Below are 12,351 nucleotides of genomic sequence, written 5' to 3'. Positions count from 1 at the left end.
GGCAGGCATGCGGCTCATCAGCGCTGAGGTAAGTGGGTTCGGACGGCTGGCGGCTGGCTCGGTTAATCTGGACAACCGAGTCATCGCGATCGTTGGTCCGAACGAGGCTGGCAAGACGACACTCCTCCGTGCTCTCGAGTACATCTCCAGCGGCGATACGCTGGCCGTTCATGAACGTTCACGCCATATGACGGTCAACGATGACCAGACTGTGGTCCGAGTGCGATTTCGACTCGATCCAGATGACATTGCGCTGGTGAACGATCTCGAGCTAGACGAGGCGCCGGAATCTATGGCCGTCAGCCGCCTTGCGGGAGGTGGCGTGCCCCGGGTCGGGATCTCGCCCGAACCTCGTAAGGAAACAAAGACGATCGAACATGCGCTCTCTGCCTTGCGAGCGGTGAGTCAGAAGCAGCTTGAATCCCTGACCGCACCACCAATAGCTGAGGACGACGAGCCCGACCCACGCAGGTCATCCCTCCAGGATCGATTCGTCGCGTTAGTCGGTGCCTTCGATGGCGACCGCATCGAGCACGGCCCAGCCAGCGCCGCCACCCGGCACGATTCCGAGATCCGTACACTACTGGCCGAACTCACTGAGTTCGGTCTGCTTCCGTCCAAGCGACAGGCGCTCCAAGAACTTGTGTCGTGGATCGAGCGTGAGGATCCGTCCGATGAGGTGCTCGCGCGTCTCCATGCGCGGATGCCGCAGTTCCTGTTCTTCGACGACGCCGCCCGCACGTTGAGTACGACCTATGCCATCGACCAAGCGACCGTTGATTCCCCTCCCGCAGCACTTGCCAACCTGGCCAGCATGGCGGACCTCTCATTGTCTGGTCTATTCAGCGCGCTCCAGACCGGCAACGAATCGGACCGCGAGACGCGAGTACTACGGGCCAACCAGACGCTGGCAGCGAAGTTCGCCGAGTCCTGGCGTCAATCGAATGTGACCGTCGATCTCAAGACTGAGGGGTCCACGCTTTTCGTCAGGATCCGTCAGGATGGCGTCGTTATCACGCCATTCGCTGAACGAAGCGCAGGCCTGCGTATGTTTGTAGCGCTAACGGCCTTCCTGGCGTCCCGGGACACCGAGGTCAAGCCGGTGCTCCTCATCGACGAGGCAGAGACCCATTTGCACATCGATGCGCAGGCGGATCTCGTCAGCACGTTCATGAAGCAGGATCAGGTTGCCAAGATCATCTATACGACCCACTCACCTGCGTGTCTGCCTCCGGACCTAGGTTCGAACATCCGGGCTGTATTGCCAGACAAGACAAACGGCGAGCGAAGCGTGATTGAGAGCAGCTTCTGGCATAAGGCTGCGGGCTTCTCCCCGCTGATGCTTGCCATGGGCGCGGGCACGGCGGCATTCTCCTCCGCGCGATTCGTTGTATTGGCGGAAGGCGCGACCGAGATGCTCCTCCTGCCTTCCTTGATCCGCGCCGCGATCGGTTCGGACGATGATCTTGAGTACCAGGTCGCTCCGGGACTCTCTGAGACTCCATCAGCCATGTACCCGGAGCTCGACCTGGAGGGAGCACGCGTCGCGTACCTTGTCGATGGAGACCGAGGAGGGCGAGACCAGAAGGTAGCGCTCGAACGTGGTGGGGTTCCTGCGGACCGGATCGTAGTTCTTGACGCACTGACGCTCGAAAACGTCCTGGACGAGGCGTCCTACCTTGACGTGCTCGGAAAGCTGCTCGTGGAGTGCAACCCCGTGAAGGCGATACCGGGGCTCCCAGCAATGCCTGACCCCAGCACCACATTGTGGCCCAAGGCGATTGAGGAGTGGGCGGATCGTGAGGGACTCAGCGTACCCGGCAAGCGTGTCGTCGCGAGCCGGATGGTGGAGGAAGGGCTGGCTCGCCCCAGTACATTTGGGACGGCGAAGCTCGTCGACCTGCACGCTGAGATTACGGCGATACTGAAGCGCAAGTCGAGCCCCACCAATACGTAGCGTTGCGGACGTTGGAGGCGGCTGCGTACTCGACGAAGAGGCGGGCGAGGGCTTCTGTCATATCCGCTAGCATGCATACTGTTTGGTACGGAATACTCCATTCATGCCCGCCCGCTACGTTCACCTGTCCTGCCCCATCTGTCGGTCTGGCCAGAACTTCAAGTTCCTGGACGAGCGCGACATCACACAGAGACTCCTGATGGTGTGCACGAGCTGCGGCACGAAGCAGGCTCGGCCCGGTCAGGTGAAGAGGTCGTGGTCTGAGTTGCTCGAAATGGACTGAGGCGCGCCGAACCGTTCGCATCGGCCCGGCCAAGGCGCGTCGAAACGAAGGTGCGCGCGGTGCGACGCTTAGTCTCGCTTTGTGGAGACGTTTCTGGAGCAGTCACGCACCTTCATGAGGGCAATCACCGAGTCCTTTCATCTCATCAACACAAGCCGCGCCGGTGTCGAACTTCTCTCGTCGCAGGTTGCGCGCATCGTCAATGCGGGTGCCGACGATCGGGTCATCGAGGCGCTCTTCCCCATGCCCAACGGCACAACGGGGCAGAACCTACGGGCTCACACCCTTCGACCTCAAGCGGAAAAGGACCGCGATCTTGCGGAGATGTGGCTCTTCGTGGTGTTCGCCAGATACGAGTCCTGGGCTGAGAGTCTCGAACTCGAGTACGGAATCTCGAATGCCAAGCGCGGCTGTCAGTTCCCTTATCTGGCGAATGGTAGCCCCGGGTTCGTCGAGGTCTTTTCCGTGCTAACGCCCGACGCCCTCATGCTGGATCTCTATCAAACGTCTGTGCACGTGGATCGCTACTGGCTCCCGTCTGACAGCGATGTCCGGGCGGCACTTTTGCTTTATCGCTACTTCAAGGAAGTTCGGAACTCTCTAGTGCATTCGGATGGGCGAGCTCATCAACGGTTGGCCGATGCCTCAAACGACGCGCAAGGCGCGCTGAAGAACCTTCAGGCCTCGACCACGCTTCGTCCAGCTGCGGTCCCTGTACTCTCGCTCGGAGACCCGATCGTCATCGACTTGCCGCTTGTGCGCGACACCATCGCCCTGTTGCAGCGACTGGTCTTCACGATCGACGCGAGGATTCTGCTCAGCACGATCGGCCTTGACGAGTTCCTGCGCCGTTGGCGGCACGCTTATGGGCCGCAGCCCGTTAAGGTCAACGCGAAGAAGCTCGAACGACCGGCATGGTTCGACGCGAACGTCTCGCATGCGCTTGCGATGCCTGCGCCCGTCGTGCTCGGGAATCCGAACGGTGCCACGTGGCCAGCTGCATCTCGCCGTGCGCTTGTCGACTACGGGGTTCCCAACTGGCTGATTCGACGCCTCCTTTGACGGGACCTGCCACAACCAAGCACGACGGAGTGGGTATGGGTCTGCTGCACGAGTAGGTGATTGAGTCCAGCCGGCGTGTTCGGAAAGCGGTTCGCTGGTGTCAGCACGCTCATTCGAGGGGTTCGGTGCGAGCGTTGTCGAGGCGTTCGAGCTCGAGCCGCGTGAGGTCGTCGATCGAGCCGTGAGTGCGGTCGGTATTGAACCACTGCACCCACCGGGCGGCGGACGCTTCGACCTGGTCGACGTCCTGCCACGGGCCCTCGTGATGGATCAGCTCGGACTTGTAGAGCCCGATCTGGGATCAGCGTGGGAATTGTCGTTCGCGTCGTCAACAGACCCGACTGACGGGTCGATGCCCTCGTCGACGAGCCGGTCCGTGAACGCGATCGAGGTGTAGACGCTGCGCGCATCCGTGTGATGGGTCAACCCGGCAAACCCGGCCGTGCCTTCCCGGGGGGGATTCCACAACGCCATCCTTAGGCAGCCGAGCACCAGCGGGGTCGTCATGCTCGTCGCGGCCCGCCAGCCGAGGATCCGGCGCGAGTGCGCGTCGAACACGAACGCCACGTATACCCACCCGGACCAGGTCCACACGCACGTGAAGTCGGCCACTCACAGCTGGTCCGTGCGGAACCGTCGGAAGTGCCGCTCGGCGAGATCACCGACGAGTCGGTCGCCGGCCCACGTCGGCGAGGTGTGTGCGGTCACCGCGCACGACTCCGCCGAGGCCCAGACCACGCATGGAGCCGTTCGACCCAGCCCGGGCGATCTCGTGCCGGTTGCGGCGCAACCGGAGCCAGAGCTCGCGGGCACCGAGCCTGGCGACGGTGCTGCCGCCATGTGGACAGATGATCCGCTTCCGCCGGTCGTCCGACACCCCCGCGCCGACGGCGTTCTGTTCCTGGCGTCGTCGTAGGTCAATCGGGCGAACTTGCACCCGTGCTGCGTGAGCACGGCGCAGATCGACTCGACATCCCGCTCCTCGATGAACGCGACTATCGCTGCTGTGGCCCGTGGAGTTCGGCCGCGAAGAAAGCCGAACCCGGCCTCCAGAAACTTCACTCGGCCGACGCAGCTCGGTGTTCTCCCGCCGCAGGCGCTTGACTCGTCAGCAGCTTCGCTCGTGACGCCGGGCCGGACCCGGCATCGAGCTGATGCCGGCGCATCCACGTGCGCACCGCTTCCGGGGAGCCGATGCCGAGCATCTGCGCGACCTCGGCCATCGCCCGATACTCGCTCGGATAATCCGGCCGCACCTCCACGACCATCCGAACCGCGCGCCCACGAAGCTCGCGCGGATACTACTGCACGTGCCATGAAGGCGATCCTTCCAAGGAATACTGTCTCCAGACACGCCGGGGGACTCAGGCATCCTTCTCGCCACCGGCGTCCCTTCTCACAACAGCTCAGTGTTGTGCCCAAATCAGGCTCGGGTCCACAGCCGGGCACTAGATGGACGAGCGGAAAGCTACGAACCCGTGAACCGCAGCTACGACGGGTGACCGTCGCCGGTCTCGATGCTGCGCCGCGGGCGCATTCCGGTGTCAGCGCCGCCACGCATTACGTCTTGACGCCTCGAGCCGAAAGCAGGAGAGTGAGCTCGGGCATGCCATGAACAACGACGTCGAAAATCTCCATCAGCTGAATATCGAGATCGGGAACTCCGAGTCGGTAGGGGACCGGAACTTCTTCGAACGAATCCTGGCGCCTGTCTTCGCGATGAGACGCGCGAACGGCACGCATGAAACGAGGGACACATTCCTCGCGAACGTGAAGGAAGGGGGACCGCGGTCCACGACGATCTTATCCATCGCCCTCCTTGGGACGAGGCGGGCAGCTGTGAGCTGCGTCGTCGAATTGGACGGCAAGCAGTACGAGAACTATCGCGTATTCGTTCGCACATCGCCGTCAGACCCGTGGACGTTACTGTCCTGGGCGAATGAGGCGATCGGGCCCGGAGAGCTCGCAGACCGCGACGAAGGACGGTGACACTCCTCGGAAGTGGTTGCCGGGCCGGCCGTCTCATCCGCTTGCCATAGGGACGGCAAATACGTTCGTACCTCACGATTTGTTGAGCAAAGTTCCGGTGAGGTCTCCCCTTGGCAGCGCTGCGCGAGCCAGTTCAACTGACTTGTAGTGCCGTCGCACCGGGACCAGCCCCATCATGCATCCTGTCGAAGGGGCTCCCGGTAGGTCACGTCCAATCGAAGGACGCACTCTCACACACTCATGGCCCGACGCGCTCTGCGGATTTTCACCATCTGAAGCCGACGGCGGCGCATCCCGCCCGTTCTTGCAGGTATCACTTTGGCCGGGATGTCGTCCACTCCGCGAGCAGGCCCCAATCCTTCGTCGACGAGTCCGAAGTGCTCCTTCGATCGATGTCCACAGGCAGTCGGTCTCCGGTGATCCATCGGAGGCTTTCCGTCCGCGTCTGCGCAGTATGAGTCTCCCCATCGCGCAACGGACCGCCGTGCGCGCTGCCGCCGTTCCGTCAGGATGCTTGCGACCACTGCCATTACCGCTTTGAAGGCCTGGTATTCGCGGGACCCGCCGGAAGCTCCGTGGATGTCGGACCGCCACCAAGTCAACGGTTGGTCTTCCCGAATCGTGTACCTGAGCTCTTTGAACGCCGCCCGGAGGCACCAGAGTGCGGCCTCTTCGTTCGGATACAAGTCATGCTCGAGAGCGATCCGAATCAGGAGGATTCACAGCCGCCCTCCGCGGATGCTGCGAGTGCGATGACTTCACTTCTCCGGCCGTTGTCCAGCCGTAGCGCCACGACGCGGTCGAGTCCATGAACGCACGCTTCCGGCAAGCCGCGCGTCGATCAGGGCACTTCTCGAAAGAGCAACCCGCACTGAAGGTGCTCTACCTGGCCGCCCGGCAGCGCCATAACAACCGCACCAGCCCGCCTCGCGAAACCACGGGCTGGAAGAGCATCCTGAAGGTGCTCGCAATGACTTACGGCGACCGCTAGGAAGCAACTAGAAAACCGATCAGCCGATGACCAATTACACAAGTACGCGGACAGACCCGTTGCCGGCTGACGTCAGCGTCAGGATCCGCTGAGCGCCCGCACCCAGACGAACACGCTCACGGAGTGCGTCTACGACCTCCGCCGCCACCGTCACGACGAGGCGGCCGAGGAGCTCGAGGCAAGCTTCCCCAGATTACCGACTTCGTGCCGACATCCCGGACCTCGTTCGCGGGGACGGACGCGTGCAACCGTCCGTTAATGAACACCCTCGTCATGTCAGCCTTGGGAGCTTGAGCACCCGGAGGGCCGATGATGGCGCGCACGCTGACCTCGTTGAACTCGCCGATAGGCACGTCGACATCGGCGGCGACGAACAGTTTCTTCGCGGCCTTGTCACTGACGCCAATTCCTGCCACAACTCTGCCATTGAGCAAGAGTTGCGCCCCGCCGTGGTTGTCCTGCAATCCTTCGAACTGGACGGCGAGTGAGGTGATCTTTGCGATCGGTCCGAGCTGTCGCAGCCCGCCGGCCGTCTTGACGCCGTGCTTTCGCAGCTCCTTGCCGATGCCACTGCCTGCCGAGACCGATTCCGTCACCTCTCGTATCGACAGACTCCGCTGTTGCCGATACACACGCACGATGCTGTCCGCGAACTGGCGAGCACCGCGCGGGTTGGGGTGCAGGAAGGAGGCGAACGTGGCGTGCTCGATGCGCGCAAGATCCAGAGAGACAAGCCGGACCAGTGTGTCGGCCCGCGCAAGCGTGAAGCCAGCGCTGAGCTCCTGGGCTGCATCCTTCATCTTGGGCGTCAGGTCCGGCTCACGGAGGAGCGCCGTGGCGCTGTCCACGAGAGCATTCATTGCTCGCTGGGCGCCGGCCTGCAGTTGAGCGTACGCATCGATCACCACCTGGTAGGCAGGTAGCGAACCTTGACGCGGGATGTTCGCCAACCGTGTGGCCAGCATCTCATCCGATACCTCGCTGCCGCCTTCACCCGGCTGGCGGTAGCGCTCGTACACCATGGGTGCAGGCGCCCAGGCTGCGTTCTCATCCTTGAGTCCCGGGTGGGCGTAGACGATGCCTCGCCCTCGAACCTTTTGGGTCACGGAGGCGATCGTGTTCTGGATCCAGAACTGCGCGGTGGCGGCGGCGATCCCCGATCGCCGAACGGCACCCTTGGAAAGCTCGTCGAGGTCTTGACCTCCGATGGCGTTCCAGATGATCTTCCCCGGACCGGGGTCCATCTGGATGAGGTCGTTCAGCGCGATCAGAAAAGCCGACTTGCCGGACTGGTACTTGCCGAAGCTCTTGATTTCCTCACGGTCGGTTTCCGGCGAGAACACGGAGTAGTAGCCCACGTAGACGATCACTGCATTCGGAAACGCTTCACGTGCTTCTTCGAGCAGTTCCCCGAGTCTGAGATTGAACGCATCCTTGATGCTCCTCTTGACCCTCCCGAGCCCCGGGCCTGTCGGATCGAGAACTCCCTCGAAGTCGACGTCGTTGATCCCGCCGTCGAGAAGCACGAGATCCGCTGCCGCCCCAGCACCCGTCGTTGCGAAGCGCTTCACGACCTCGATAACAGTTGGGAACGGTGCAGGGTTCTCCCCAAAGAGCTTGGCCCCTGGTGACTCGTCGTCTCCGATTCGGAAGTCGTTGATTTCCTGCGCGGACTGGAAGAAGTCAGGGAAATTCTCAATGAAGCGTTCGGCGTCCCCGACGTCTCCGGGTTGGGGGCGGAACGGCAGGGTTTTCGCGCCGGAACGAGCTTCACCGCGAAGCGGCTCTACGCCGCGCCCGGGGAGGATGACGAGCTGCTCGCCGAGTTGGCGCGCGATTTCAGTCGATGAGAGAAACGCGTAAGTGTGCTCGCGGAGGAGGCCTTGCCCCCACATCGCCGAGTCGCCACAGATTGCAACGGTAAGAGCCATGGCGTCACCGAAGCGAGACCAACACCGGGACCAGCCCTCGACCCCGGTCGATGGAACCGAGGCTCTTTCCGATGACTGCCCCGTGAGCGCGGTGTGCGTCGGAGGCTGCCATGGCGTGTCCGAGCACGGATGAGGTGGTCAGCAGGTCACCGACCCGGATCGGGGCGTCCTCGGCGTTGACGAGGCAATCCACCTTCCCCATCATGGCCAGCGGTTGACGGTCTGTGTGCGTGCTGCGCCGGTCCAGTCGCAGAGCGGGGCGGAAGCGACCAGCACCCGACACCACCCCGGCCACACGGGTGTCGTATGCGATCTCGCACGGGCGGACCTTGCCGGTGTCGTCGAGGCACATCACAGCACCCGGTTCGCCGGCGACAGCGACATCGAAGTCTTCGGCTGCGTCGGCGCCGAGGAGCCGGATGTCACCAGCGACAGCGTCGATGACCATCGTCTCAACGAGCTGCTTGTTGAAGAACCTCATCGACCCAGTGGCTCCGTCGAAGATGACCACCGGCCCGTTCTTGTCTCCGCGCAGTACGAGCCGCCCACCGGCACCCTTGCCGGTGCCGATGGTGACCGTGCCGTCCTCACCGTTCAGGGAGATGACCGCCCCGTCCGATGCGTCGCGGATGATGATGCCCCCGGAGACGCCGTTGTCGCCAACGTCGACCAGCACATCCGGGACGGCGGCCGCGTTACCCACATCGATCACGACGGCTCCACCAGGGGGTGCGGCCACAGCGCCAGCCGCAGGTACGGCGGCAGCGTTCGGCAAGCGGGGACGCCGCCCCCTTCGCTGCACGACACGACCTACGTGGAGGTCGGTCCCTGTGATCACAGTCTCTGGCGTTCCGGCGGCCCCTGAGATCTTAACCGAGTCTTGGAATTCTTCGGCCATGATGGCACCCCCATGCGCATCTACGGGTCAGCGACTTATCCGAATATTCGATGGGACCAGGCTCGCGCAGCCAAAGGGAGCCGGCAATCCTCGTTAGACAGGTTCCTCCCTCATCCGGCCGTTCGTCAAGCCTGCAACTCGAAGCGCGAGCATGGTCTCGAGCCATGTAACGCCAGATTCCCTACGCCGGCAATCAGACTGCCAACACGGAAACGAACTCCCGGATCTGCGCCAACACGTTGGAGGGGGCATCGCGGGCAAGCCGAGTCTTGCTCAGATTAGGGGAACTCTGGAGCGAGGCTCGGTTACGTGCTTGGAACGCAATCGGGTTCAGTTGGACTATCGGGGCGTACTGGTCATTCTCAACGAGCAAACGCCGTGGAGAAGTACCGCGTTCTTCCGCGATTGAAGGAGTCTGATGAACGACCTTGAAGATTCGATAGTAAGAATGTCCTGGGATAAGACGATCCGGCTGGGGGACCTGATCTCCTCCTGGGTCGAACACGTTGGTCGGTTGGAAGCGGACGCGTTCGACTACCGGAGCGCTTTCGCTTGGGTCGCTGACGACCTGATCGGAGCTCTTTACTTGCGTGACATTTTGGAACGCGCACTCGCGGCCATGGAGCCTGCCGATCGTGCCCGGATTCAGCCGAGGGTGCTCGTAGCGGACGAAGTATTCATATCGTCTACGGAGGACGATGTGAGCGGCCTTGTCCGTGCTTTCGCAGGGAGGAGAGAGCAGGAGACCGACTGGTGGTGGGGTCGCGTCCCGCGAGAAGGCAGGATTCGGGACGAACTCGAGGAATGAGGGCTTGAGCCCCCGGCGTGTCCGTGGACGCGCTTCGTCGGAGGCTCCCTCCCCGAGATGGGACTCGAAGACGGGTGACAGGCAGTGTGCCGAGTCGGGCGGCGGCAGTGGATGACTTGATCCGCGCACGCTGATCCAGCACTTCTGTGAAGCGCCCGGTGGTACCCGGCCGGTGTGGTTGGAAGCTCACGATCGGCGACGTGATGCCCGACCTCGTCGATGACCGCGGCGTGGACGGTGTCTGATTCGGCCTGGGGTTCGTCCCTACCCGTTTGCCGGCCCAGCGGTCGCCTGGCCCTGCGGCCTTTTTGGGGCTCTTTTCATCCACAAACACCTGCATCTGACGGCAACGAGCGGCCACGTCGCCTCCCCTCGATCGGCCCGCCCTGCCTTACACTTGCTGGCATCCACAACCAAACACGTGCGCGCCCGCCACGGTGCACACCGTCAGGGGGTCAGGGGTTCGAGTCCCCTCAGATCCACAAAACCCCTGATGAATCAAGGATTCTCAGGGGTTTCGCGTTGGGGGAGCGCTTTCCTGTGGCTCTTTTCGAGGGTCTTGTGGCTCTTTTCGTGGCGATCAGTCGCGCTTCCAGAAATCCACATCTGATGCCCGCCGACCGCGGCTATCGCAGCGTGACGCGCGCGAACGACAGGAGTCGTCGTGCAGCCGGCGCGGTTTGGCCGACTCGAGCACACGGGCGAGCGTCGAGCGGAGGTGCTCGAGCGCATCGCGGGTGCCGGGCATGAGTGGTCGCCCTCGCATTGCGGCCCGGCGAGGGGTGGGTGGGTCTCGAGACGCGTCGCCCTTCGCGCGGCGCTCCTCGACCGACGGGAGGCCTCGCGTCCCTATTCGACCGACGGAGGCGTCGCGAGCGGGAGCGCGGACGCGTACGCATCCTCGAGCGTCGAGACCGGCACATCGAAGACGCGTGCGATGACCTCCGGCCCCGTCGCCCGCGGCCACGAGGGGTTCTCGCCGCGCACGAATGCCGCCGCAGCACAGTGCACCGCATCGGCGAGCTCCTGGGGCGGAGTCGAGCCCGCGAGGCGTTCCACGTGCTCGTCGCCGAGGCAGTCGAAGAGGAACGGCACGTCGAGGCAGTGGACGGCGAAGTCGTGCTCGGGCGAACGCCACGTGAAGCGGTACGCCCACGTGCCGGCCGGCGCCGACGCATCCACTGAGCCGGCGCGGGCCGATGCGCCAGTCGCCCGCGCCACCACCGTCGCCACGACGGGTGCGCGGAAGATCCGATCGGTCACGTACCGACCCAGCACCGCCGCCGTGCCGCGACGCTGCACGTCGCGGTTCGCCCGCAGCCAGGTCCGACGCTCGGACCCATCGAGGCCCATCCGACCGAGCACGAGGCTCGGGGGCGTCCACCGCAACCTCGCCGCGCGGTCCCTGAACGCCATCGAGAACTCGTCGTCCGTCGCGCCCAGCACGAGCGGCACGCCGGCGCCGACGCCGGCCGCGAACGAGTCCCGCGTGGGCCGGGGGACGAGATCGCCGTCGACCACAGGGCCCCACTGGAGTCCGTCGACGAGCATGGATCGCAGGCCGTGGGCCGCGCCGTCGCCTCGCGTCGCCTGCTCCTGCAACTCGTGCACGCGGGACTCCCGCAGTTCGCCGAGGCCGGCACGAGTCGGCTCGACGCCGCCGAGCGCCGCCAGCCGCCGCCCGACCGCCTCCGCCCGCGCGGCCGGGATGTCGGCCGTCGCGGGCGACACCGCCCAGGCGCGATGGAACAGGCCCTGCGCCCGCGGCATCCCGAGCAGCGTGAGCACAGCACCGCCGCCGGCCGACTGCCCTGCGATGGTCACCCGTGCCGGGTCCCCTCCGAACGCCGCGACGTGGTCGCGCATCCACTCGAGCGCGCACAGCCAGTCGAGCACGCCGCGGTTCGCGGGCGCGTCGGCGATCCAGCCGAAGCCGTCGAAGCCGAGACGGTACGACACCGACACCGTCACCACGCCGTCGCCGTTGAAGCCGCGTCCGTCGTACCAAGGGCTCGCGGGTGAGCCCGCGACGTAGCCGCCGCCGTGAATCCAGACCAGCACGGGCAGCCCCGAGCCCGCCGCAGCCGCCGCCGGCCGCGGCGTGAAAACGTTGACATTTAGCGTCGATTCACCGGGCACCGACGGTTCGGGGATCAGCGTCACCCCGGGATCGCCCCGCTGCGCCGTCGCACCGAACGCCAGCGAATCGCGCACGCCCTCCCACGGCACGACAGGCACCGGAGCGGCGAACCGACGCGACCTGACGGGCGCCTCGGCGAACGGGATGCCGAGGAACGCCGCCGACGCACCCGGCGATCCGGGGGTGCCGCGCCAGCGGCCGCGCACTCGCCCGGACCGGGTGTCGACCTCGACGTGCGTGTCGGGCTCGGTGAGGGTCATCACGTCTCCTGTCCATGAGAATTCTTCGGCCC

Annotated in this window: 11 protein-coding genes; 5 read left to right on the top strand and 6 right to left on the bottom strand. The window is 64.4% G+C overall.

All coding sequences use genetic code 11. From position 1 onward, the window contains the following. Positions 1-7: 7 nt before the first annotated feature. Both ACFQ58_RS08660 and ACFQ58_RS08655 read left to right on the top strand, forming a co-directional pair. Positions 8-1,957 (top strand): AAA family ATPase, encoded by a 1,950-nt coding sequence (locus ACFQ58_RS08660; protein WP_376950669.1) that lies wholly within the window; start codon positions 8-10, stop codon positions 1,955-1,957. A gap of 364 nt (positions 1,958-2,321) precedes the next feature. Beyond that, the gene (locus ACFQ58_RS08655; RefSeq protein WP_376950668.1) at positions 2,322-3,302 is read left to right on the top strand and encodes a hypothetical protein; all 981 of its coding nucleotides are present in this window, start codon (positions 2,322-2,324) and stop codon (positions 3,300-3,302) included. Positions 3,303-3,411: 109 nt separating this feature from the next. Here ACFQ58_RS08655 and ACFQ58_RS08650 read toward each other — a convergent pair whose 3' ends face one another. From ACFQ58_RS08650 to ACFQ58_RS08640, 3 genes are all read right to left on the bottom strand, one after another. Further along, positions 3,412-3,573: a hypothetical protein gene (locus tag ACFQ58_RS08650; RefSeq protein WP_376951112.1), complete on the bottom strand. Its 162-nt coding sequence runs from the start codon at positions 3,571-3,573 to the stop codon at positions 3,412-3,414. Then, positions 3,573-3,914 carry a DDE-type integrase/transposase/recombinase gene (locus ACFQ58_RS08645; protein ID WP_376950667.1) on the bottom strand — a complete coding sequence of 114 codons (342 nt, stop codon included), beginning with the start codon at positions 3,912-3,914 and terminating at the stop codon, positions 3,573-3,575. The genes ACFQ58_RS08650 and ACFQ58_RS08645 overlap by 1 nt, the downstream gene beginning before the upstream one ends. Positions 3,915-4,360: 446 nt before the next feature. Then, positions 4,361-4,525 carry a hypothetical protein gene (locus ACFQ58_RS08640; RefSeq protein WP_376950666.1) on the bottom strand — a complete coding sequence of 55 codons (165 nt, stop codon included), beginning with the start codon at positions 4,523-4,525 and terminating at the stop codon, positions 4,361-4,363. A gap of 388 nt (positions 4,526-4,913) precedes the next feature. Here ACFQ58_RS08640 and ACFQ58_RS08635 point away from each other — a divergent pair, with 388 nt between their 5' ends. Together ACFQ58_RS08635 and ACFQ58_RS08630 are read left to right on the top strand one after the other, a co-directional pair. Beyond that, positions 4,914-5,291, top strand: a complete 378-nt coding sequence (locus tag ACFQ58_RS08635) for a hypothetical protein (protein ID WP_376950665.1) — start codon at positions 4,914-4,916, stop codon at positions 5,289-5,291. A gap of 808 nt (positions 5,292-6,099) precedes the next feature. Continuing rightward, on the top strand, positions 6,100-6,282 hold the full coding sequence (locus ACFQ58_RS08630) for a hypothetical protein (RefSeq protein ID WP_376950664.1): 183 nt from the start codon (positions 6,100-6,102) through the stop codon (positions 6,280-6,282). 116 nt (positions 6,283-6,398) lie between these two features. On the opposite strand, the gene ACFQ58_RS08625 is transcribed toward ACFQ58_RS08630, so the two are convergent. Then, positions 6,399-8,213 carry a hypothetical protein gene (locus ACFQ58_RS08625; RefSeq protein WP_376950663.1) on the bottom strand — a complete coding sequence of 605 codons (1,815 nt, stop codon included), beginning with the start codon at positions 8,211-8,213 and terminating at the stop codon, positions 6,399-6,401. Positions 8,214-8,217: 4 nt separating this feature from the next. Then, on the bottom strand, positions 8,218-8,925 hold the full coding sequence (locus ACFQ58_RS08620; protein ID WP_376950662.1) for a hypothetical protein: 708 nt from the start codon (positions 8,923-8,925) through the stop codon (positions 8,218-8,220). 604 nt (positions 8,926-9,529) lie between these two features. On the opposite strand from ACFQ58_RS08620, the gene ACFQ58_RS08615 reads away from it, so the two are divergent. Continuing rightward, the gene (locus tag ACFQ58_RS08615) at positions 9,530-9,919 is read left to right on the top strand and encodes a hypothetical protein (protein ID WP_376950661.1); all 390 of its coding nucleotides are present in this window, start codon (positions 9,530-9,532) and stop codon (positions 9,917-9,919) included. A gap of 849 nt (positions 9,920-10,768) precedes the next feature. Here the strand turns inward: ACFQ58_RS08615 and ACFQ58_RS08610 are convergent. Further along, entirely contained in the window at positions 10,769-12,319 is a 1,551-nt protein-coding gene (locus ACFQ58_RS08610) for a carboxylesterase/lipase family protein (protein ID WP_376950660.1), read from the bottom strand. Between the last annotated feature and the right edge of the window lie 32 nt (positions 12,320-12,351).

This window comes from Agromyces sp. NPDC056523 (assembly GCF_042794545.1).
Classification (GTDB): Bacteria; Actinomycetota; Actinomycetes; order Actinomycetales; family Microbacteriaceae; genus Agromyces.
This window is presented reverse-complemented; position numbering and strand designations above follow the sequence as displayed.